The following is a 21,506-nucleotide window of genomic DNA, read 5'->3' on the forward strand; positions in this document are numbered from 1 at the left end:
CCTGCTCAGTCCGCCTTTCGTTCCGCCGGTTCGATGACCGCTTCGGCCGGGGCCTCGTCCTCATTGACCAGACGCCCCTCGCGGTGCGGCTTGATATAGGGAGTCGGCCTGGGCGTCGGCATATTGCCCCGCATCATCGCCCGCCCGGCGCCCAGGCCCCCGGTGACTTCCAGATCCAGCCGCGCCTCGTCGCGGCGGCGGACATCGGCGATGACCTCAAGGGCTTCGTCCTGTGGCAGACCCAGTTCCTCCAGCACCGCCTGACCGAACCTGAGGGCGGATTCGAACGTCTCGCGCACCTGATAATCCACGCCCGACTGGATCAGCCGCAGCGAATGCCCCCGGTCGAAAGCGCGCACCAGCAGCTTCACGCCCGGAAACTCGGACTTGACCAGTTGGACGATGCGGTCGGCCGTCTCGGGCCTGTCGACGCAGACCAGCACCGCCTCGGCCCGCCCTGCGCCCGAGGCCCTGAGCGTGTCCAGCCGCGTGCCGTCGCCGTAATAGACCTTGAAGCCGAAATTGCCCGCCGCCTGGATCATCTCCACGTCGTTCTCGATAATCGACACGTCCACGTCGCGCGCCAGCAGCGGCTGCGACACCACCTGCGCGAAGCGACCGAAGCCGATGATCAGCACCTGTCCGCGCAGACCGTCGGCGGCGTCGACGCCCTCGGCCTCTTCAGGCGACAGACCCGCCTCTTTCGGCAGGAACCGCTTCAGCGCCAGCGTGGTCAGCGGCGTCAGCGCCATCGACAGGATGACGATGGCCGTCAGGGCCGCCTCGGCCTGCCCGCCGATCACGCCTGCGCTGGCTGCGGCGCTATAGAGGACGAAGGCGAACTCGCCGCCCTGGGCGAACAGGGCCGCCCGCTCGACCGCCTCATGATGGCGCGCCCGGAACAGGCGGGCGACGACATAGATGACCAGCGCCTTGACCGCCATGAAGGCCGCCAGCCCGGCGATGACGATGCACCAGTCGCTGACGACCACGCCGATATCCAGCGCCATGCCCACCGACAGGAAGAACAGGCCCAGCAGGATGGCGCGAAACGGCTCCACATCCGCCTCCAGCTGATGCCGGAAGGTCGAGTCGGACAGCAGCACCCCGGCCAGAAAGGCGCCCATGGCCATCGACAGGCCGACCTCGTCCATGATCCACGCCGTGCCCGCCACCACCAGCAGGGCGGCGGCCGTCATCACCTCGCGCCCGCCGTTGCGGGCCAGAAAACGGAATACAGGATTGATGGCGTAGACCCCGACCGCCAGCACCCCCGCCAACGCCGCCAGCGCCAGACCGATCGAGCGCCACAGCGGCGCCTCGCTCTCGGCCGCATGGCCCATCGACGCCCCCAGCAGGGCGACGATGGCCAGCAGGGGCACAATGGCCAGATCCTCGAACAACAGGATGCTGACCGCCCTCTGGCCGCCGGGCGTGGGCAGGTCGCCGCGCTCTTCCAGCATCTGCACGATGACGGCGGTCGAGGACATGACGAAGCCCATCGCCCCGACAAAGGCCACCGGGGCCGACACGCCCGCCGCCATGGCCGCGCCGGTCAGGGCCAGCCCGGCCAGCCCGACCTGCGCCGCGCCCAGCCCGAAGATTTCGCTGCGCATCCCCCACAGGCGCTTGGGCCGCATCTCCAGCCCGATCAAAAACAGGAAGATGACCACGCCGAACTCGGCGACGTGAAGGATGGTCTGCGGCTCGCGAAACAGGGCCAGACCGAACGGGCCGATGGCGACGCCCGCCGCCAGATAGCCCAGCACAGACCCCAGCCCCAGTTTGCGGAAGACGGGCACAGCCACCACCCCCGCCGCCAACAGGGCCGCCACATGGCCCAGATCCAGTCCCGTCGCCGCTTCAGCCATCGCTCACCCTTGTCCTGTTCTATCGATAGTGGGGACGAAACGGCCCGATGGCGAGGGGCGCCGCCGGAACCCGCCGGGCCGCACAGGGGTTCACCTGCCAGTCGATCGCCGAAATCCCATCAGGAAAGCCCCCATGAAAATCCGTGAAGTGATGACCCGCGACGTTCAGGTCGCCCGCCCTGAAGACACTCTGCAGAACGTCGCTGGCCGAATGGCGGCGGGCGATTTCGGCTTCATCCCTGTGGCCGACGGCGAGCGGCTGATCGGCGCCCTGACCGATCGGGACATCGTGGTGCGGGCCGTCGCCTCGGGCGCAGGGCCGGAGGCGCGGGTGCAGGACGTGCTGTCGCGCGACGCCCTGATCGTGCGCGCCGACGACGATCTGAAGGTCGCGCTGGACCTGATGGCCTCGCGACAGGTGCGCCGCCTGCCGGTGGTGGACAAGGATGGCCGTCTGGTCGGCGTCGTCTCGCTGGGCGACCTGTCGACGCGGGTCAAGGAACGCTATGCCGGCGAGGCGCTGGAAGAGATTTCCCGCCCGCAGGGTTAAGCGCCGCTAACCATGTCGCGGAACCCGGCGATAACGGCCGGGCGCGCATCATCCCCTTCTTTCATCGGGGGAATGATCAGGAATGGCGCGCGCCCAGTTCCAGAAAGGCCAGAAGGTCTGGGTCGAGAGCGTCGGCGTCTGGGCCGAGGTTGAAAAGGTCATGCCGGTCTGGGCCAAGGGCTTCGACGAGCCGGTTCGCATCACCTACGACGTCGGTCTGGGCCGTGAGTTTGCGGCGGGCGAGTTGCAGGCCTCGTCCCATGACGTCGTCGCCAGCGCCATGGACAACTGGCGCGTCCTGCGCGCGCGCAACAAGTGGCAGGACCTTGCCGACTGCGCCCATCACCCCTTCCCCGGCACCTATCCGGTCGTCGTCACCGACAAGGCCGACTGGGGCGGCTGGCGCACGCCCGGCGCCGAATATGACCGCGATCCCCAGCGGGTCGAGTTTCAGGCCCGGCTGATCGCCGCTGCGCCCGATCTGATGGATCTGGCCCGCGCCCTGACGGACGCCGTCGCCGAAGCGCCCGACGACGCCCCGCCCGAAACGCGCCGTCTGGCCGCGCGGGCGCAGGCCGTCCTGCGCCGCATCACCGAAATCGCCGCCCCGCCCCCGGACCGCGCCCAGGAAAACGGCGCGCCCGAGGTCTGATTTTCCCGCCCTGCGGCGCCGGTGGCGCCCCCTCTCGACGGAACCCGCGACGCAGCCTAGATTCCTTGACGAAGCGTTACAGGAGGATCGCCCTTGCGGGGCACAGAGCGCCGCAGTTACGGGCCGGGCCGGCGGGCCACGGACCAGCAGGCCACGCGCGCCGCGCCCTGGTTCCGCATCCTCGCGTTCGCCGTCGTCCTGGCGCTGGGCGCCTGCGTCCTGTTTCTGTCGCGCGAGAACGGCCGCCCCGGCCGTGAGGCCGAAGCCGCCCGCCATGAAGCCCTGACGCTTGAGGCCCGACTGGCCGCCGCACAGATCCAGACCCGCGCCGCCCGCGCCGAGGCCGCGCTGGACGCCGCCGCCCGCGCCCTGGCCCAGAACGTCCGGCCGGTTCAGGCGCTGGACAGCGCCCGTCAGTCCGACCCGGAGGCCGCACTGTCGATCGCCGACGCCGAGGGCCGGGTGCTGGCCGCCCGCGGCGAGGCGCCGGGCGCCGCCAAGGGCGCCAAGGACGGGCTTTCGATCAGCGGCGACGACCTGATCGTGCGCCGCACGGCACCGGGCGGGCAGATCCTGACAGCGCGCGCTCCCCTGCCCGCGCTCAAGCCGACGGTGAAGGCCGCCGATCTCAGCGTCATGCCCTCCCGTCAAGCGCCCGCCGCGCCGCGTCAGGCCGCCAAGGGGCCGGACGGCCGCCCCCGCATCGCCGCCGTTGCGCCGGTGGGCGACACCGGCCTGTCGGTCGTCGCCGCCCTGCCGCAGGACGATTCCTTCGCCGCCTGGCTGGACGACGCCTGGGTTCTGGCCGCGCCGCTGGTGCTGGTCGCGTTGATGCTGGCGGTGCTGGCGGTCCAGAACTGGCGACAAATGCGGGCCAGCCGCCGCTGGGCCGACACCGAGCGGCGCTTTCGCGTCGCCGTCGAGGCCGCCCGCTGCGGCGTGTGGGAATGGGATCTGGTCAAGGGTCAGGCGACCCTGTCCGACTATATGGCCGCCCTGCTGGAGGTCGAGAACGGCGCCGTCCTGACCACACAGGCCATGATCGAACGGGTCCACCCGCGCTATCGCCAGACCCTGATCCAGGCGCTGGACGTGGCCATGGCCACCGGCGTGTTCGAGGCGGCCTTCCCCGTCCCCCTCAGCAGCGGCGGCGTCCGCTGGATCGATGCGCGCGGCCAGTCGCGCCAGCCACGCCGCGAGGGCGGCTATGACAGTCTGATGGGCGTGGCGCTGGACATCACCGAGGCCCGCCGCACCAAGGCCCAGGCCCAGGCCGCCGAAAGCCGCCTGCGCGACGCCATCGAAAGCGTGTCCGACGCCTTCGTCCTGTTCGACCGGCGCGGACGGCTGATCCTGTGGAATCAGGGGTTCAAGGACGCCTTCGCCTTCCCCGAGGGCGTCGTGCGGCTGGGCGCCCAGAAGGAAGAGTTGAACCGCATCGCCGCCGGGGCGATCAAGGCCGATCACCCCTCGGCCGGGGCGCGCGCCGGCGTGCGCGAGGTCGAACTGAAGGACGGCCGCTGGCTGCAGATGGCTGAACGCTCGACCGGCGACGGCGGCACGGTGGTGATCTGCGCCGACATCACCATCATCCGCCTGCAGGAGGCCGAGCGTCGCCGCGCCGCCGACGAACTGCGCATCATGGTGACGGAACTGGAGTCCAGCCGCGAGAATCTGGCCCTGCTGGCGCGCAAATATGAAGTCGCCATGACCCGGGCCGAGGCCGCCAATCAGGCCAAGTCCGAATTCCTGGCCAATATGAGCCACGAACTGCGCACCCCGCTGAACGCCATCAACGGTTTCTCCGAAATCATGGCGTCAGAGATGTTCGGCCCGCTGGGCGACCCCCGCTACAAGGGATACGCCGCCGACATCCACGGCTCGGGCCAGCATCTGCTCAGCCTGATCAACGACATCCTCGACATGGCCAAGATCGAGGCGGGCAAGCTGACCCTGCATTACGAACCGATGGCGCTGGACATCCTGTGCGCCGAGGCGGTGCGGCTGATGCGGGGCAAGGCGCAGGAATCCCACCTCAGACTGACGCTGGACTGCCCCGAGGACCTGCACATCGAGGCCGATCAGCGCGGACTGAAACAGGTGCTGCTGAACCTGATCTCCAACGCCGTGAAGTTCACGCCCGAAGGCGGCGCCGTCGCCGTCAGGGTCGCGCCGCGCGATGCGGACACGGTGCGCGTCTCGGTCATGGACACCGGCATCGGCATCGCCGCCAAGGATCTTGAGCGGCTGGCCCGCCCCTTCGAACAGGTCGAGGGCCAGCATTCCAAGTCGACGCAGGGCACCGGCCTGGGCCTGGCCCTGACCAAGTCGCTGATCGAACTGCACGGCGGCGACATGACCATCGAAAGCGAGCCGGGACGCGGCACCATCGTCTGGTTCGACCTGCCGATCCGCGCGCCAGAGGGCGCCATGGGGCCGTCAGGCGCCCCGGCCCGTCGCGTTCAGGCCCAGCCGATTCAGTCGCGCGCGGCCTGATCCGGTTTCGCTTCGGCGTCCTTCGATCCTGACGCCTCATGCCCGTCGTGCGTCCCCTCGCGCGGGGGGCGGGGCGAGCGGTGGCGCGACAGGATGGCGGCCATGGCGGCGCGGTCGGCGGGGCTCAGGCGGCTGAGCATCTCGACTGCGCCGGATTCCAGCCGCGCCCGTCCGCGCATTTCCGACGCGCGCGAGCGTTCCAGCAGGGCCGCCACCGTCACCGCGTCGAACTGATCCGATCGCGTCAGTTCAATGGCCTCGCGCCGCGTGGAGCGGGCCTCTTCAAAGTCGGGCCGGGCTTCCAGCGCCGTGGCGCGCAGCTCGCGGCGGATCTGGTCGCGCACCTCAGGCGGGCGACTTTCGACCACCGACCAGACGCCCTCGCTGCGGCCCGGCTGGCGGGCGGCCTCGGCCGCCTGCTCGGCCCGTTTGGCCAGCACCCAGGCGGTGCCTCCGCCGACCACGGCGAAGATGTTCAGGGCGACCGACGCCGCCAGGGCGATCTTCAGGCCACGTGCGTTCATCCGCCCAGCACCTCTGTATCGTCCGCCGCCGACAGGGCCGCCTGATACAGCACCGTGTCGGCGCGGATATCCGCCGTCATCTGCGCGTTCAGCACCACGCCGAACGCCACCCCCGCACAGGCCGCCGCCGCCCAGCCCGCGCCCGACAGCCACGTCAGCACGCCGAAGCCGCCGCGCCGACGGCGCCCCAGACCAGCGCTGGCCGCCGCCGCGATCACCTGTTCGCGCAGGGCGTGGGAAGCGACCGCGCGCGGCGCGGCGTCCAGCAGGGCGTCCAGACCGTCCGCCTGCGCCAACAGGGCCGAGGCCGCCGCATCGGACGCCGCCAGCGCCCGTGCGGCCTCTCGCTCATCCTGCGGCCAGCGGCGCAGGTCGCCGCCATAGGCGTCCGCCAGATATTCAAAGCGTTCCCGCGTCATGGTCATGATCGGCTCCCCCGCATTTGTCCGTCCCCGCGCTCTGCAGCGCCTTTTCGCCCATCCGGCCGCGCGATCGTATGCGGCGCGATGTCCGCCAGGGCGATTCTCAGGGCGCGGCGGCCCCGCGACAGCAGGCTTTCCAGCGCCTCGACGCTGATCTCCATCAGGGCGGCGGCTTCGATATTGCCCAGTTCCTGATAGTGGCAAAGGACGATGGCCTCGCGCTGCCGTTCCGGCAGGCGCGACAGGGCCGCCTGGACCTGGGCGCCCGTCTCGGCGGCCAGCAGGCCCCGGTCCGGCGCCGGGCCGTCGTCGATACGTTCGGGAAAGACGTCGGTCGCGATCTCGCGCCGCCGCCGCAGACGGTCGTAACAGAGGTTCAGCCCCACCCGGTGCAGCCAGGTGTCGAAGCGCGCCTGGCCGGGGGTCCAGCGCGGCGCCTGCCTCCAGGCTCTGAGCATCGCTTCCTGGGCCACGTCTTCAGCCTCCGCCGCATCGCCCAGCATACGCTGGGCGAGCGTCAACATGCGCGGCAGCTTGCGCGCCACCATGGCCTGAACGGCCGCGGGGTCGCCTTCGCCTACACGGCGCACCAGATCCTCGTCGGGGTCGACGGTCGTCGCCAATCCAGCCTCTCTGGCTCAATCCGGAAAGGGCGGGCGAACGCGCCGCCTTCCCCGACATCACCCTACTCCGAAGCGGGCGCCGAAGGCGACGCCTCCGGTGCGCGCCCTTGACGCGAGGGTTGAGCGCGCTGTTCGCGCTTCTGGCGCATCTCGGCCCGGTTGGCCTGCATGGCGGCCCGGCGCTCGTCCTGCGTCAGCACGCCGTCGCCGTTGGCGTCCATTCTGGCGAAGGCTTCTTCAGCCCGGCGTTCGACATCGGCGATGACGATGGGGAAACGGCTTTCGCCGCCCGCCCGCGTCGCGCGCGATCCCCGCTCGCCGCCAGCAGAGCCGCGGTCTTCACCGCGGGCCATGCCTTTGGCGCCGCCTCCATGGCCGCTCCCATGACCGCCCCAGCGTCGGGGGCCGCCCATGCCTTCGCCGCGTTCGCCGCGCGCGTTGCCCGCCGCGAACTCTTCACGGCTGAGGACGCCGTCCTTGTTCGTGTCCAGCCGGTCGAAACGGGCGGCCTGTCGTTCGGCCCGGCGCGTCTGGGCGTAGGCGCGCATTTCCTCGGTCGTCACCTGACCATCATTGTTGGCGTCCGCCGCGCGCAGGCGCTCGACGCGGCGCTGAACGAAGTCCGCCTTGCTGACCGGCTCGGCCATGCGGGCGTGGTGCGGGCGCGCGTCCGGCGCTGCAGCGGTCTGTCCCTGAGCCGCAGCGCCCCCGCTGACGGCCATGATCAGGGCAAGAGCGGCGACGCCGCTGAATGTCTTTTTCATCTCGATGTTCTCCATCTGGCCCGAAGGCCGCGAAGCATCCCTGTCGAGATATGAAACGGCGGTCGGATCAGATTCCGTCGCGCGTCGTCGGCAAAGCCGCCTCAAAGGCCTGACGCGCCCGCTGTCGCAGGTCGATGAGGCGCGACTTCAGCGTGTCGAAATCAGGCGCCCCGGCCGTGCGCGCCAGCCGCATGCGAAAGCCGGACGGCTCCTGATCCGGGTCGCCCGCGCCCTCGAACGCGCAGGCCATCAGCTGGCCCAGTTGCTGGTGCGTGCGCCAGCTGTCGGCCAGCACCGGATCGTCCGCCAGCGCGCCCAGCGTCGAGGTCGCCAGCGGCGCCCCCGCCTGCGCCGCCGTCAGCTGCCGATACTGGGCCACGAACTCGGCGTCGACCTGGGCGCCCGGCGTCAGCTTCAGATCCCAGAAGCCCTTGGGCCGCCGCTCGCGATCCATCAGGTCGCGCATGGCCCGCACGTCTTCGGCGATGTCGACGCCCGGCCGCGGGCGCCGCAGGGCCGCCTCCAGCGCCTCCGCCACACGCGCGCCGAAGGCCTCATCGCTGGCCCAGACCACCCGCGCGCGCGTCAGGGCCATGAACTCCCAGGTGTCGGCCTCCTGCGCATAATAGGCGTCCATCCCCTCCAGCCGCACGGATACCGGCCCCTTGGAGCCGGTGGGCCGCAGCCGCATATCGACCTCATACAGCCCGCCCTCGGCGGTGTGGGCCGACAGGGCGGCGATGAACCGCTGGGTGAAGCGACCGTAAAAGGTCTCGGCGCTCCAGCCGCGCCCGGCGGACACAGCCTCGGGCGGCGCCGCATAGACGGTCATCAGGTCCAGGTCCGAGCCCGCCGACATCTCGCGCGAGCCGGTCTTGCCCAGGGCGACCACGGCGACGGCGCCGTCGAAGGCGCCGCCCATCCGCTCGGCCTCCTTCAGCGCAGCGGGCGCCAGGGCGCGCATACAGGCGTCGGCCAGGGCGGTGTTGGCGCGGCCCGCCTCCTCCGGCCCGGCGCGGCCGGTGATGGTGTGCATGCCGATGCGGAAGACCTGTTCGCGGTGCTGGCGGCGCACCACATTCATCGCGTCCTCGAAGTCCGTGGCGGCGGCGGCCTCGGCCAGAAGCAGGGCCACAATGCCCGAATCCTCGTCCAGCTCAGTCAGGAAGCGGGCGTCCAGCACCCCGTCCAGCGCCTGCGGCCGCCGCCCCAGCATCCGCGCCAGCCGTGGCGCGAAGGCCATCACCTCGACCACCAGTTCGAACAGCTTGGGCTGGTTCAGGAACAGGGCCTGCACCTGCACCCCGGCGCTGAGGCCTGAGAAGAAGACGGCGAACCGGCGGAAGGCCGCATCCGGCGCCCCGGTCCTGGCCACCGCCGTCAGCAGTTGCGGCGCCAGCCGGGTGAACAGTTCGCGCCCCCGCGCCGTGCGCGTCGCCTGAATGCGGCCGTGGTGCCAGCTGCGGATCGTGTCGGACACGCTGGCGGGCTCGGAAAAGCCCATGCGGGCCAGCGTCTCCAGCGTGCCGGGGTCGTTCTCCACCCCCGTAAAAACGAGGCTGCCATAGGGCGAGGACAGGTCTTCGCCGCCCTCGAACAGTTCGCCATAGCGGGCGTTGACCCGCACCAGCAGGCGCTCGATCCCGGCGTCGAAGGCAGCCAGATCGCCCTGCCCGGCCAGAGCCGCCACATCGGCGCGGCGCTCGGGATCGACGGGCAGGATGTGCGTCTGCTCGTCCGCCAGCATCTGCGCCCGATGCTCCAGGGCGCGCAACTCGACATAGGCGGCGCGTAGTTCGTCACGCGCCTCGGTCGTCACATGACCCGCCCTGGTCAGGGCGTCCAGCGCCTCCAGCGTGCGCGGCGAGCGCAGGGCCCGATTGCGACCGCCCAGAATCAGCTGCTGCGTCTGGACGTAGAATTCGATCTCGCGGATGCCGCCCCGGCCCAGTTTCAGATTGGCGCCCGCCGCCTCCAAGCCTTCGCCGGTTTTATGGACGTGGATCTGTTTCTTGATCGACTGGATGTCCAGAACCGCCTGATAATCCAGACTGCGGCGCCAGATGTAGGGGACCAACGCATTCAGGAAATCGGCGCCCTCGGCCGCATCGCCGGCGCAGACGCGGGCCTTGATGAAGGCCGCCCGCTCCCAGTTCTGGCCGACGGATTCATAGTAGGCCAACGCCATCGGCGCTGCGACCACAGGCGGGGTCGAGGACGGGTCGGGCCGCAGCCGCAGATCAACGCGGAAGACATATCCGTCCGCCGTCCGCTCGGCCAGCAGGGCCGTCAGCCCCTGCGCCAGACGGTTGACGAAGCCCTGCATCTCCACGCCCTCGGACAGGGCGGTTTCCAGCGTTTCCGGCTCATAGAACAGCGACAGGTCGATGTCCGAGGAATAGTTCAGCTCGAACGCCCCGCCCTTGCCCATGGCCAGAACAAACAGGCCCGGCACCGGCCCGCGCGGATCGTCAGGCTCCGAGATCAGCCGCCCGCGCCTGCGCCAGTCGTCGGCCAGTATTCTCAATGCCGCCCGCGCCGCCGCATCGGCGAACCGCGACAGGGCGCCCGTCACCTGATCCAGATCCCAGACCCCGCCCAGATCGCACAGGGCCGTCAGCAGATGCAGTTCCGCCTTCAGATGACGCAGCGGCGCCTTGGCCTCGTCCGGCGCCGCGGTCAGAGCATCCGTCGCCGCCAGAATATCCGCCAGACGCGCCTCGGGATCGCTGTCCAGCGTCAGCCGCAGCCGGTCCGGCCAGCGCCGCGCCAGCCCAGCCAGATAGGGCGAGGCGGCGAAAACCGGCTCCAGCGCCGACCATGCCGCATCCAGCGTCGCGCGCCAGCCGTCGGCGTCCGCCGCCTCGATCAGCTGTTCATGCAGGCGCCCCGCCGCCTGCGCGTCGCGCACGGGGCCGCACGGCTGCAACCGCATCGCCAGAACGTCGCTCACACTTCGGTCCCTGCCTCTGGCGCCCGCGTCGCGGCGGGCAGGATCAGGGCCACGCGCAGGCCCGGCCCGCGCCCGTCATAGACCCCCGGCCCTTCGTCCAGCTGGACGCGCCCGCCATGCGCCTCGGCCACCGCCGTGACCAGCGACAGACCAAGGCCCGAACCCGGCTCGGTGCGGCTGTTGTCCAGACGGACGAAGCGTTGCAGCACCCGCTCGCGATCTTCATCCGGCACGCCGGGTCCGTTGTCGGTGACGGAAAACTCCACATCGCCGGACGAGCGTCGCCGCGCGCGGAACATCACCGCCCCGCCCTCGGGCGTATATTTGATGGCGTTGTCGATCAGATTGGCCAGCGCCTGGGCCAGGAAGGGCTGGTTGCCCTCGATCATCAGCCCCTTCTGGATTTCGGCGGCGAACTCCAGCCCCTTGTCCTCGCCCGCCGGTTCGTAAAGCTCGGCCATGTCAGAGGCCAGATCGGCGGCGTCGAACACCTTGGGATCCGGCGCCCCGCCCGCCTGCAATCGGGCGATGGCCAGAACGGTGTTGAAGGTTTTCAGCAGGGCGTCCGCCTCGTCCAGCGCCACGCCCAGAGCATCGACGCCCGAGGTCCGCCCTGCCTCGGCGTCGATCAGGGCGACCTCCATCTTGGCCTTCATCCGGTTCAGCGGCGTGCGCAGGTCGTGGGCGATGGCGTCGCCCGCGTGGCGGATCGAGGCCATGGAGCCTTCCAGCCGGTCCAGCATCCCGTTCAGACCCTCGCCCAGTTCGTCCAGTTCGTCGCCGGAATGGCGGACCGGCACGCGGGCCTTCAGGTCGCCTTCCTGCACCGCCGTCACCACGCGGTTCAGCCCCGCCATGGCCTGTTCGACGCCCCGGCTGATCCACAGGCCGCCGCCGACGCCCAGCACCAGCACCATGACCATGGCGCCCCACAGGGCCTGCGTCAGGCGCGACAGATAGGCCTCGATGTCGCCGATGTCCTCGCCCACGAACAGGTGTTCGCCGCCGGACAGGGTCATCTCCACCCCGATGGCGCCGCGACGACGCACGCGGCCGTCTTCATCCGTGTCGGTCAGGCGGAAATTCTCCCAGCGCGCGGTCGAGGGCGGCGCGTCGGCTCTTGGGGGGTCAATGGGCGATTCCGACACATTGCCGGTGATGACCGAACGGTCCGGCGCCATCAGCAGATACAGATACGGCCCGCCCTTCAGCGTGCGCTCGACCAGCAGCTGGTTCAGGGCGTCGCGGCCGCGGGTGCGATAAACGGCGGTCAGGCTCTCAACCTCGCCCTTGACGCTGGCCTCGGCCCGCGCCCGCGCCTCGGACGCCGAAGCGAAATAGACATAGGCCAGCACCGCGCTGGCCGTCGCCACGAACAGCGCCAGAAACAGCAGCGTCAGCCGGAAGGGCGTCCGGCGGAAAAGCGAGGGGAGTTTCAGCTTTCTCCCTCCCCTTCATGGGGAGGGTGGTCGCGCAGCGACCGGGTGGGGCGGGCCTCAAGCGCGCCCATGACCCCCGCCATTACGCCGTCCAGATCGTCGCGAACGGCGGCGTTGTCGAACCTCAGCGTCGTGAACCCTTCGCCAGCCAGCACGGCGTCTCTCACCCTGTCCCTGTTCGCCTGCGCCTCCAGCGTATGGGTGACGCCGTCGACCTCTATGACCACGCAGCGGTCGAAACAGACGAAGTCCAGATAATAGCCTCGAAACGGCACCTGCCGCCGAAAATGAAAGCCTTGCGCGCGCAGCAGTTTCAACTGCGCCCACAGACGCGCCTCGGGCGGCGTCAGCGCCTTTCGCATGGCGCGGGCTCTGGCGATGACCGCCATGGTGTTCAAGCCCTCCCCACCCGGTCGCTGCGCGACCACCCTCCCCATGAAGGGGAGGGAGAAAGATTGTGCGTCTACGCCTCCAGCCGATATCCCGCGCCGCGAACCGTCTGCAGCATGGCCCGGTCGAAGCCCTTGTCGATCTTGGAGCGCAGGCGGCTGATGTGCACGTCGATGACGTTGGTCTGGGGGTCGAAGTGGTATTCCCAGACCTTCTCCAGCAGCATCGTGCGCGTCACCGACTGGCCCGCGTGGCGCATCAAGAACTCCAGAAGCTGGAACTCGCGCGGCTGCAGGTCGATCTCCTGACCGTCGCGGTGGACGCTGCGGGCGATCAGGTTCATCTCAAGATCGCCGACCTTGAGCACGGTCTGCACCCCGCCCGTCTCGCGACGGCGCGACAGGGCCTCGACCCGCGCGACCAGTTCGGCCAGGGCGTAGGGCTTGACCAGATAGTCGTCGGCGCCCGCCTTCAGACCCGTGACGCGGTCCTCGACCTCGCCCAGAGCCGACAGGAACAGCACCGGCGTCTGGTCGCCGCCCTTGCGGATCGTCTCGACCATGCCGACGCCGTCCAGACGCGGCATCATGCGGTCCACGACATAGACGTCATAGCCGCCCTTCTGCGACTCCAGCAGGCCGAAGGCGCCGTCCACGGCGTGAGTGACCTCATGCCCGGCCTCGGTCAGGCCGCGCACCATGGCGGTCGCGGCCTCGGCGTCGTCCTCAACCACCAGAATACGCATGGGCCTCTCCAGATAAAGATTCGGCGGCGATGTTAGCGCATCGCCGCCGATCCTGTGAGTTACGCCTTATTCAGACTTGGCGAAGGGCAGGACCACCGAGGAGTTGGTCCCCTGCACCCTGATCAGCAGGAAGACGCCTGGCCGTCCCGCTGAGCGCGCCGCATCAACGGCCGCCTTCAGATCAGCCTCGGAGCGGACCACGCGGTTGTTGGCGCGCTGGATCACCGTACCGACCGGCATCCGCATCTTGCCCGCTTCGGAGCGAGGGGCGACAGCGGTGACCACCACGCCCTCCATATCATCGGGGATCGAGTAACGCTGACGCAAGGCCGAGGTGATCGGCGTGACCGTCAGGCCCTCGATCGTCTGGCTGGTCGCCGCGCCCTTATCGCCGGGCTGGGTCGTTTCGCTGTCCTGGGCGCCGTTCAGTTCGGCCTCGGACGGGCGGGTGCCGGCGCGGATGTTCAGCGTCTGCTTCCTGCCTTCGCGCAGGATTTCCAGCCGCAGCGCATCGCCCGGACGAGTGCGGGCCACGCGACGTGTCAGTTCGGTCGAGCTGTCGATCGTTTCGCCGTTCACGCTGGTCACGACGTCGCCTACCTGCATGCCGCCGCGATCGCCGGGCGCGCCCGCCGTCACCTCTGCGACATAGGCGCCCTTGGTGTCTTCGCTCAGGCCCAGAGCCGCCGCCGCATCCTTGGACAGGGTTTGAATCTGCACGCCCAGATAGCCGCGCTGGACCGTCTCGCCACGCATCAGCTTATCGGTGACCGACTTGGCTGTCGTCGCGGGAATGGCGAAACCGATGCCGACCGAACCGCCCGACGGCGAGAAGATCGCCGTGTTCACGCCGATGACGCGGCCGTAGATGTCGAACGTCGGCCCGCCCGAGTTGCCCCGGTTGATGGCGGCGTCGATCTGCAGATATTCATTGTAGCCGATCGGATCGATATCGCGCGACTTGGCCGAGACGATGCCCGCCGTCGCCGTGCCCCCCAAACCGAAGGGGTTGCCAACCGCGATGACCCAGTCACCGACACGCGGCTCGGCGGATTCTTCAAAGCTGACGAATGGGAAGGCCGAACCCTCGACCTTGATGACAGCCAGATCGGTGCCTTCGTCGCGACCGATCAGCTTGCCCTTCAACTCGCGCCCGTCGCTGAGCTTGACCGTGATCTCCTCGGCGTTCTCGACGACGTGGTTGTTCGTCACGATGAAGCCGTCGCCCGAGATGAAGAAGCCCGAACCGGCGCCGGCGGCCAGCTGGGTGTTGTCTTCCTCTCCCTCGCCCGAGCCGCCGGGCGCGCCGGGAATCGGAACGGCGCCGAAGCCCGGAATCTGGAACACGCCGCGCGGGCGCTGGACGCGGGTCTTCACGTCGATCTGCACCACGGCGGGGGCGACCTGCTGGAAGATGTCGGCGAAGCTGAGCGGCGCGCCCTGCGGCGGGGCGAAGGCCAGCCCGGCGGCTCCGGCCGAGGGAACCAGCTGTCCGACCTGTGCGGCGGGCGCGGCGTTGGCGCCCGGCCAGCTGATGACCCCGCCCGCTGTCGCGGCGGCGGCGAAGGTCAGGCCGACAGCGGCCCCCAGAATGAACTCCTTGCGTTTCAGCATCGTCGTCCTTGCAGTCCTAACTGGCGGATACGGAAAGCTCCGTTCGCCTATGGATATAGGGCGTAACGGCTCAAGCCAATGCACCCATGACGATGATTGTTCCTGATGATCGTCCGGCGTGTGGCGCAGCTGCGTCAGGAAGGCGGCGAAAGGCTTGCGAAATGGACAGGGAGCCATGCCCCTTCTTCCCGCTCACCCAGCGGACGCCGGGGCCCAGTGAGAACGTCATCCGCAGAGTTCGCCGTCAAAGAACTGGATCCCGGCGTCCGCCAGGATGAACGGTAGACAGGGCCGAGCTCAGCGCCCGGCTTCATCATCCGCCGTCAGGGCGGCCAGAGCGCGTTCTTCCTCGGGCGTCAGGGGCGCGGCCTCGCCTGCCCCGCGGCGGCGCGCGCGCAGGACCAGCACCACGCCCGCCCCTGCCGCCAGCGCGAACGGGCCGAACCACAGCAGCCATGTGCCGATCCGCACCGGCGGCTGGAACAGCACATAGTCGCCATAGCGGCGGATCAGGTCGGCCTTGATCTCGTCGTCGGTCTTTCCAGCGGCGATCTGTTCGCGCACCAGACCGCGCAGGTCGGCGGCGATGCCCGCCGGGCTGTCGGCGATCGACTCATGCTGGCAGACGACGCAGCGGATATCGCCGAACAGGGCGCGGGCGCGGGCCTCCTGCGCCGGGTCGCTCAGCGGCCGGTCGGGCGCGGGCGGCGGCTCGGCCACGGCGGGCGCAGCCGCGATGGCCAGCACAACGGCGGCGAACAGGGCGGCGGCCCGCCTCATGCCTGAGCCTCGACCGGCTGGAGCGTCTTCCTGGCGCGCGAACCGGCCCCGACGCGCAGGCGCCGGTCCAGCAGGGAGATCAATCCGCCCAGCGCCATCAGCGCCGGTCCCAGAAAGATCAGCCGCGCCCACGGATTATAATAGATGCGCACGATCCAGGCGCGCTCGCCCTCATCGGTCGCGGCGCGGTCGCCCACGACGACATAGACGTCGTCCAGCCCCCGGAAATCGAGGCCGACCTCGGTCGTGGTCTGGCCGCCTGCGGGGAAGAAGCGGCGTTCGGCGGTGATGACGCGCTCGGGCGCGCGGCCGTCGAGGGGGATGATGGTCAGGCGGCCCTGCTCGGCCAGATAGTTCGGCCCCTCGATGACCTGAACCGCGTCCAGCCGCGCCTTCCACGGCCCCGCCGCGACTTCGCCGCCCAGCGGCAGGGCGGCGGCGGCCTCGGCCTTGAAGCTGGTCTCGACCACGGCCCCCAGAATGAAGACGCCCAGACCCGCATGGGCCAGCGCCATGCCCCAGGCGCCCAGCGGCAGGCCTTTGGCCCGGCGCAGGGTCTCGGCCAAAGGCGCGCGCAGGGCCTTGGTCCGCACGCCCAGCTCGGCCAGCGCGCCGCAGATCAGCCACGCCCCGACGCCCAGCCCGGCGGCGGCCAGCGCCTTCTTCGGCTCGAACAGGAAGAAGGCGGCGAAGGCGGCGGCGATGGCCAGAGCGGCGGCCAGCCACAGGCGCTGCAGGGCGCCCTTCAGATCGCCGCGCTTCCACGCCAGCAACGGCCCGGCAGGCAGGATCAGGCAAGCGACGATCATCAACGGATTGAAGACGGCGTTGAAATAGGGCGGCCCGACCGAGATGGTCGCCCCCGTCGCCCCCTCCAGAATGAGCGGATAAAGGGTGCCCAGCAGCACCGTCGCCGCCGCCGCCGTCAGGAACAGATTGTTCAGGACCAGCGTCCCCTCGCGGCTGATCGGGGCGAAAGCGGCGCCCGAGCGGATGGCCGGGGCGCGCAGGGCGAACAGGATGAAGGCCGCGCCCGCCGCCAGCCCCAGAATGGCCAGCAGCATCATCCCCCGCTGAGGATCGACGGCGAAGGCGTGAACGCTGGTCAGCACGCCCGAGCGCACCAGAAACGCGCCCAGCATGGAGAAGGTGAAGGCCAGAATGGCGAGGAAGACGGTCCAGCCCGCCAGCGCCCCGCGCCGCTCGGTCACAATGGCCGAGTGCAGCAGGGCCGCGCCCGCCAGCCACGGCATGAAACTGGCGTTCTCGACCGGGTCCCAGAACCACCAGCCGCCCCAGCCCAGCTCGTAATAGGCCCAGAAGGAGCCCAGCGCGATGCCGACGGTCAGCAGGGCCCACGACGCCAGCGCCCACGGCCGCACCCAGCGTCCCCAGGCCGGATCGACGCGCTTCTCGATCAGGGCGGCGACCGCCAGCGAAAAACACACCGAAAACCCGACATAGCCCGCGTAGAGCAGCGGCGGATGCACCGCCAGCGCCGGGTCCTGCAGCAGGGGGTTCAGCGACGCGCCCTGCACCGGCGCCGGGTCCAGCCGGAAGAAGGGGTTGGAGGTGAAGGCGGCGAAGGCCAGAAACAGGCTCGACAGGCCCGCCTGCACCGCCACGGCCGAGGTCTTCAGCCCGAACGGCAGACCGCGCGCCAGCGCCAGCGCCCCGCCGAAGACCGTCATCACCAGGCACCACAGCAGCAGCGAGCCCTCATGACTGCCCCAGGCGGCGGCGACCTTATAGAAGACCGGCTTGTCGGTGTGGCTGTTCATGGCCACGTTCGACACCGAGAAGTCCGACACCACGAAGGCGTAGATCAGCGCGCCGAAGGCCAGGGCGATCGCTCCGGCCGAGGCCAGCATGGCGCCGCCCCCCGCCCCGGCCAGCACCGGACTGAGCCTCAGCCGCCCCGCCGTGGTCAGCGCCAGACTGAGCACCGACAGCACCAGCGCCAGGATCAGGGCGAAGGCGCCCAGTTCGACGATCAACGCTTACGCCCCCTGTTGCGCAGACGCGGCGGGCGCCGCCGCATCGTCGGGCCGCCACTCGCCCTTTTCCTTCAGCCGGTCGGCGACTTCGCGCGGCATATAGGTCTCGTCATGCTTGGCCAGAACCTGACTGGCCTCGAACACGCGGTCGGGGCGGAAGGCGCCTTGCGCCACGATCCCCTGCCCTTCGCGGAACAGGTCCGGCAGGTCGCCGTGATAGATCACCTGCGCCGTCGCCCCATTGTCGGTGACGACGAAGACGACCGAGCCGTCGGCGGCCTTTTGCACGCTGCCCGCCTCGACCAGACCGCCCAGACGGATCATCTGACCGGCGGGCACCTTCTGCGGCGTCACTTCCGAAGGGGAGTAAAAGAAGGTCACATTGTCCTTCATCGCCCACAGCGACAGGCCGACGGCCAGCGCCAGCACGGGCGCCGCGGCGATGACGACCCACAGGCGACGGCGCGCCTTGGGCGATTTGGGCAACCAGCTCATGTCAACGATCCGAAGACGGCGGAAAACACCGCCGCGTATAAGGCGGGAGCAAGGGTCGGCCAACGGCTCATCGCGCCGCTCCGGCCAGACGTTTCTGCAGGTCGGCGCGACGCGGATCGGCCGCTTCCAGCACGGCGATCAGCGGGCTCCACATGGCCTCGGCCTCGGCCCGGTCGCCGCGCGCCAGCGCCGCATCGCCCAGATAGAAGCGCGCGCCCAACTGATCGGGGTCCAGTTTGACCGCCTGACGGAAGGCCGCCTCGGCGTCGCCGTCGACCGCGCCGCCGTTGGCCCGCACCAGACTCTCGCCCAGCCGCGCCCAGCTCTGGGCGTCGTCCGGCTGGATGGCGAGGGCGCGACGGAAGGCCGAGGCCGCGCCGATGGGATCGCCCGCCTCGAACCGGGCGGCGCCCAGCATGGTCAGGGCCAGCCGGTCGTCGGGCCGCTCCTTGACCACCTGCCCCAACACGGCCGAAACCTGCGCCGGTTCCAGCGCCTCGGGCGCCGAGGCCCATTCGCGCACGCGCGTCTCATAGGCCTGATCCTTCATGCCCGGCGCGCCGAAGACCGCGTAAAGGCCCAGCGTCGTCGCCGCCGTCGCCGCGATCCCGCCCAGCACCCAATAGCGATCGCGTGGCCCTGCGACCGGGCGGCGATCCGCGCGGCGGGCGGCCAGCAGACGGCGCCCCGCCTCGGCCCTAGCGGCGGTCCAGCCCGCCTCATCCAGCAGGCCGCGCGCCTTCAGCCGGTCCAGCTCGGCCAGTTCAAGCGCGCCCGCGTCGCGATCGGCCACGCTCTCGGCCTCGGCCCCTCGCCGGGCGGCGGACAGCACCGCCAGCCCCGCCAGCGCGGTCACAAGAGCCGTCATGATCCAGAAGACCGTCATGGCCGCCGCTGTAGCGGATCAGGCGGCCGGAGGCGAGGCGCGCGACGCCGCACCTGACGCCATCAACCGCCGCCGCACCGTGCGCGACGCCTCCTGCGCGCCGACCAGCCCCAGAAGTTCTGCGCTCAGGGCGATGTGTCTGCGCGCTGTCGCCTCATCGGCGACCTGACCGTCGTTGAGCCGCTCCATCGCCTCATCGGCCCATGTCGCCAGACGGCCGGTCAGCCCCTCGGCCGTCTGACGTCGCTCGGCCTCGCAGCCGAAGACGGCGGCCGGACCGCGCACCAGACCGACCACAGCCGTCAGCGCCCGCGCCCTGTCCGCCGCCGCCGCATCGACCGGATCGTCCAGCCGGGGCCGGGGCCGCGTCATCCGCCCGATCAGCGCCGCCCGCTCGACCGGCAGGACGGCGTCGACCGCCCGTTCGGCCGCGCTGAACCGTTCCGACAGGCTGAGCGCCGTCTTCAGCCGCGCCTGACGCACCGCCCGGCCCCAGGCGCTGTCGGCCTTCAGCGGCAGGATGACGTCGATCTCGGCCAGTGTCGCCGCGCACCAGTCCAGATCGGCCTTGAACGCCGCCGACCCGCCCGCCGCCCCGCCCTCCGAATGGGCCGGATCAAAGGCGGCGACATCGGCCGCCCGCCGCGCCAGCGCCAGCAGGATGCGGTCGATGAACGGGTCCGCCTCGCCCGTCCCGGCTCCCTGTCCCATCAGTGCGATCACCCGCAGGATCAGACGCGCGTCTTCCAGATGGGCGAAGATGATCTCCAGCCACCAGACGGCGCCGTCGGGCGCCACGCCCGCTGCCTGACGCTGGGCCAGCTTCAGCTCGGCGACCGCTTCGTTTTCGGGACGGCCGATCCACTCCGGCAGAAAGGGCAAGGCCCGCCGCGCCGTCGCCGCCAGATCAAAACAGGTCGCCAGCGCCTGCGCCCGCCCTTCCGGCGCATCAGGCCAGACCTCGCCCGCCCGGTCGCGCAGGGCCGACGCGGCGCCCAGGCACAGACGGTCGGCGATCATCCGCGACAGGTCGTCCTCCCGATCCAGCTGAGGCAGAAGTTCAGGCTCGCTGCGGATGGCGCTGCGCCACAGCCGCGTCAGAACCACAGGCGGAAACTCCGGCCCCGGCAGCCCATCCGCCCGCGCCTGAAACAGCGGCAGCAACGGCCCGAAGGCGATATTGCGCCGCCGCCGGTCGGTCGCCTCGGCCTCGACCATCTCGCGCAACGCCGCCGAGCGCGCGTGCGTCATCGTCCCCGCCAGCCCCGAAAGCTGCGACAGAAAACGGTCCGGACACCGCTCGATCAACTGGGCCAACGCCGCCCTCTGCGCGACCGACAGGTCCGCCATTCCCGCCCCTCCGCTCCCGGGCGCCAACAGAAGAGGCGGAAGGTGCCCCGTCGCCGGTTAACAGGGTATTTTGAGGGGCGCTCAACAGCGGGGACAGGTTCGTTGCGGCCCGGGCGCGCCTCGCTGCGCGTCTCTTGCGGCAGGTCTGCAAACCGGCAGAATGGCTTTTTCTCTCGCCCGATGGACTGCAGGTCTGAATGAAACCGGCCGTATTGATGGTGGATGTCGACGGCGTCGTGGTTCGCCACCCCGACCCCGCCGGCTGGTCCGCCCGCATCGAAGAGGATCTGGGCGTCCCCCGTCAGGCGCTGCAGGAACGCTTCTTCAAGCCATGCTGGGACGACGTCGTTCACGGGCGCGCAGCCCTGCGCGACAGACTGGCGCCCGCGCTGGCGGAAATCGCGCCGCACGTCAGTTGTGACCAGTTGATCCGCTATTGGTTTGAAGGCGACGCCCATCTGGACGAGGCCCTGCTGCTGCAACTGGCCGAGGTCCGGGCGTCAGGCGTCCCCCTGCACCTTGCGACCGTTCAGGAGCACGAACGCGCCGCCTATCTGTGGGACACGCTCAGGCTTCGCGACCGGTTCGATGACATGCACTACGCCGCCCAGCTTGGCGTTTCAAAGCCGTCACAGGATTTCTATGCGGCGGTCGAGCAGCGCGTGGGCCTGCCCCCCACGGCCATCGCCTTCATTGACGACACGCAAAAGAACGTCGACGCCGCACGGGCGCGTGGCTGGCGTGCAGCGCTCTGGACGCCGGGCGCCACGCTCAGCACGCTTATTCCGGAGTTAAACAGCTAGCTGCAACGTTCGCTTTTTAGCCTTAGGCCCAATGCCAGCTGTCGACCGAGGCCGTGTAAAAACGTGCTGATCCACGATGAGGCCGAGGTGGCGACGAGGCGCGATGGCCTCAGGCTCGGATCGCGTTCATCAGGGTCTTCGTTCCGAGCACC

Annotated in this window: 19 protein-coding genes; 4 read left to right on the plus strand and 15 right to left on the minus strand. The window is 70.1% G+C overall.

Features of this window, described 5'->3' with window-relative positions:
* Positions 1-5: 5 nt before the first annotated feature.
* Positions 6-1,871 carry a monovalent cation:proton antiporter-2 (CPA2) family protein gene (locus ABE454_RS08580; RefSeq protein WP_346530878.1) on the minus strand — a complete coding sequence of 622 codons (1,866 nt, stop codon included), beginning with the start codon at positions 1,869-1,871 and terminating at the stop codon, positions 6-8.
* A gap of 133 nt (positions 1,872-2,004) precedes the next feature.
* On the opposite strand from ABE454_RS08580, the gene ABE454_RS08585 reads away from it, so the two are divergent.
* From ABE454_RS08585 to ABE454_RS08595, 3 genes are all read left to right on the plus strand, one after another.
* Positions 2,005-2,421: a CBS domain-containing protein gene (locus tag ABE454_RS08585; protein WP_346530880.1), complete on the plus strand. Its 417-nt coding sequence runs from the start codon at positions 2,005-2,007 to the stop codon at positions 2,419-2,421.
* 82 nt (positions 2,422-2,503) lie between these two features.
* Entirely contained in the window at positions 2,504-3,073 is a 570-nt protein-coding gene (locus tag ABE454_RS08590; RefSeq protein ID WP_346530881.1) for a hypothetical protein, read from the plus strand.
* A gap of 93 nt (positions 3,074-3,166) precedes the next feature.
* Positions 3,167-5,569, plus strand: a complete 2,403-nt coding sequence (locus ABE454_RS08595) for a cache domain-containing sensor histidine kinase (RefSeq protein ID WP_346530883.1) — start codon at positions 3,167-3,169, stop codon at positions 5,567-5,569.
* Here ABE454_RS08595 and ABE454_RS08600 read toward each other — a convergent pair.
* The 14 genes from ABE454_RS08600 to ABE454_RS08665 all read right to left on the minus strand — a co-directional run bounded on the left by ABE454_RS08600 (position 5,551) and on the right by ABE454_RS08665 (position 20,551).
* Entirely contained in the window at positions 5,551-6,093 is a 543-nt protein-coding gene (locus ABE454_RS08600) for a periplasmic heavy metal sensor (protein WP_346530884.1), read from the minus strand. The two genes, ABE454_RS08595 and ABE454_RS08600, sit on opposite strands and share 19 nt — an antisense overlap.
* Positions 6,090-6,518 (minus strand): hypothetical protein, encoded by a 429-nt coding sequence (locus ABE454_RS08605; RefSeq protein WP_346530886.1) that lies wholly within the window; start codon positions 6,516-6,518, stop codon positions 6,090-6,092. Before ABE454_RS08605 ends, ABE454_RS08600 begins: the two co-directional genes overlap by 4 nt.
* Positions 6,515-7,138 (minus strand): RNA polymerase sigma factor, encoded by a 624-nt coding sequence (locus tag ABE454_RS08610; RefSeq protein ID WP_346530888.1) that lies wholly within the window; start codon positions 7,136-7,138, stop codon positions 6,515-6,517. The genes ABE454_RS08605 and ABE454_RS08610 overlap by 4 nt, the downstream gene beginning before the upstream one ends.
* Positions 7,139-7,200: 62 nt before the next feature.
* Positions 7,201-7,902, minus strand: a complete 702-nt coding sequence (locus ABE454_RS08615) for an EF-hand domain-containing protein (protein ID WP_346530889.1) — start codon at positions 7,900-7,902, stop codon at positions 7,201-7,203.
* 67 nt (positions 7,903-7,969) lie between these two features.
* Positions 7,970-10,855 (minus strand): bifunctional [glutamine synthetase] adenylyltransferase/[glutamine synthetase]-adenylyl-L-tyrosine phosphorylase, encoded by a 2,886-nt coding sequence (locus ABE454_RS08620; protein ID WP_346530891.1) that lies wholly within the window; start codon positions 10,853-10,855, stop codon positions 7,970-7,972.
* On the minus strand, positions 10,852-12,294 hold the full coding sequence (locus tag ABE454_RS08625; protein ID WP_346530914.1) for a sensor histidine kinase: 1,443 nt from the start codon (positions 12,292-12,294) through the stop codon (positions 10,852-10,854). The genes ABE454_RS08620 and ABE454_RS08625 overlap by 4 nt, the downstream gene beginning before the upstream one ends.
* Entirely contained in the window at positions 12,291-12,683 is a 393-nt protein-coding gene (locus tag ABE454_RS08630; protein WP_346530915.1) for an endonuclease domain-containing protein, read from the minus strand. The genes ABE454_RS08625 and ABE454_RS08630 overlap by 4 nt, the downstream gene beginning before the upstream one ends.
* 74 nt (positions 12,684-12,757) lie before the next feature.
* Positions 12,758-13,429, minus strand: coding sequence for a response regulator transcription factor (locus tag ABE454_RS08635; RefSeq protein ID WP_346530892.1), 672 nt, complete (start codon positions 13,427-13,429; stop codon positions 12,758-12,760).
* A 66-nt stretch (positions 13,430-13,495) separates the two neighbouring features.
* Positions 13,496-15,043 (minus strand): Do family serine endopeptidase, encoded by a 1,548-nt coding sequence (locus tag ABE454_RS08640; protein ID WP_346530894.1) that lies wholly within the window; start codon positions 15,041-15,043, stop codon positions 13,496-13,498.
* 297 nt (positions 15,044-15,340) lie between these two features.
* Positions 15,341-15,823: a cytochrome c-type biogenesis protein gene (locus ABE454_RS08645; RefSeq protein ID WP_346530896.1), complete on the minus strand. Its 483-nt coding sequence runs from the start codon at positions 15,821-15,823 to the stop codon at positions 15,341-15,343.
* The gene (locus ABE454_RS08650) at positions 15,820-17,820 is read right to left on the minus strand and encodes a heme lyase CcmF/NrfE family subunit (RefSeq protein WP_346530897.1); all 2,001 of its coding nucleotides are present in this window, start codon (positions 17,818-17,820) and stop codon (positions 15,820-15,822) included. Before ABE454_RS08650 ends, ABE454_RS08645 begins: the two co-directional genes overlap by 4 nt.
* A gap of 3 nt (positions 17,821-17,823) precedes the next feature.
* Positions 17,824-18,315: a cytochrome c maturation protein CcmE gene (ccmE, locus tag ABE454_RS08655; RefSeq protein WP_346530899.1), complete on the minus strand. Its 492-nt coding sequence runs from the start codon at positions 18,313-18,315 to the stop codon at positions 17,824-17,826.
* 67 nt (positions 18,316-18,382) lie between these two features.
* Positions 18,383-19,201, minus strand: a complete 819-nt coding sequence (gene ccmI / locus ABE454_RS08660) for a c-type cytochrome biogenesis protein CcmI (protein WP_346530901.1) — start codon at positions 19,199-19,201, stop codon at positions 18,383-18,385.
* An 18-nt stretch (positions 19,202-19,219) separates the two neighbouring features.
* A complete protein-coding gene (locus ABE454_RS08665) occupies positions 19,220-20,551 on the minus strand; it encodes a hypothetical protein (RefSeq protein ID WP_346530902.1) in 1,332 nt (443 codons plus the stop codon).
* A 197-nt stretch (positions 20,552-20,748) separates the two neighbouring features.
* Between ABE454_RS08665 and ABE454_RS08670 the strand changes: the two genes are divergently transcribed.
* Positions 20,749-21,354: an HAD-IA family hydrolase gene (locus ABE454_RS08670; RefSeq protein WP_346530903.1), complete on the plus strand. Its 606-nt coding sequence runs from the start codon at positions 20,749-20,751 to the stop codon at positions 21,352-21,354.
* Positions 21,355-21,506: the final 152 nt, after the last annotated feature.

Source organism: Brevundimonas diminuta, assembly GCF_039673845.1.
Lineage (GTDB): Bacteria > Pseudomonadota > Alphaproteobacteria > Caulobacterales > Caulobacteraceae > Brevundimonas > Brevundimonas diminuta_E.

Coding starts and splice junctions, on each gene's coding strand:
- ABE454_RS08580 (WP_346530878.1), bottom strand. CDS start 1,871: ATGGCTGAAGCGGCGACGGGACTGGATCTGGGCCATGTGGCGGCCCTG.
- ABE454_RS08585 (WP_346530880.1), top strand. CDS start 2,005: ATGAAAATCCGTGAAGTGATGACCCGCGACGTTCAGGTCGCCCGCCCT.
- ABE454_RS08590 (WP_346530881.1), top strand. CDS start 2,504: ATGGCGCGCGCCCAGTTCCAGAAAGGCCAGAAGGTCTGGGTCGAGAGC.
- ABE454_RS08600 (WP_346530884.1), bottom strand. CDS start 6,093: ATGAACGCACGTGGCCTGAAGATCGCCCTGGCGGCGTCGGTCGCCCTG.
- ABE454_RS08605 (WP_346530886.1), bottom strand. CDS start 6,518: ATGACCATGACGCGGGAACGCTTTGAATATCTGGCGGACGCCTATGGC.
- ABE454_RS08615 (WP_346530889.1), bottom strand. CDS start 7,902: ATGAAAAAGACATTCAGCGGCGTCGCCGCTCTTGCCCTGATCATGGCC.
- ABE454_RS08630 (WP_346530915.1), bottom strand. CDS start 12,683: ATGGCGGTCATCGCCAGAGCCCGCGCCATGCGAAAGGCGCTGACGCCG.
- ABE454_RS08635 (WP_346530892.1), bottom strand. CDS start 13,429: ATGCGTATTCTGGTGGTTGAGGACGACGCCGAGGCCGCGACCGCCATG.
- ABE454_RS08640 (WP_346530894.1), bottom strand. CDS start 15,043: ATGCTGAAACGCAAGGAGTTCATTCTGGGGGCCGCTGTCGGCCTGACC.
- ABE454_RS08645 (WP_346530896.1), bottom strand. CDS start 15,823: ATGAGGCGGGCCGCCGCCCTGTTCGCCGCCGTTGTGCTGGCCATCGCG.
- ccmE (WP_346530899.1), bottom strand. CDS start 18,315: ATGAGCTGGTTGCCCAAATCGCCCAAGGCGCGCCGTCGCCTGTGGGTC.
- ccmI (WP_346530901.1), bottom strand. CDS start 19,201: ATGACGGTCTTCTGGATCATGACGGCTCTTGTGACCGCGCTGGCGGGG.
- ABE454_RS08665 (WP_346530902.1), bottom strand. CDS start 20,551: ATGGCGGACCTGTCGGTCGCGCAGAGGGCGGCGTTGGCCCAGTTGATC.
- ABE454_RS08670 (WP_346530903.1), top strand. CDS start 20,749: ATGAAACCGGCCGTATTGATGGTGGATGTCGACGGCGTCGTGGTTCGC.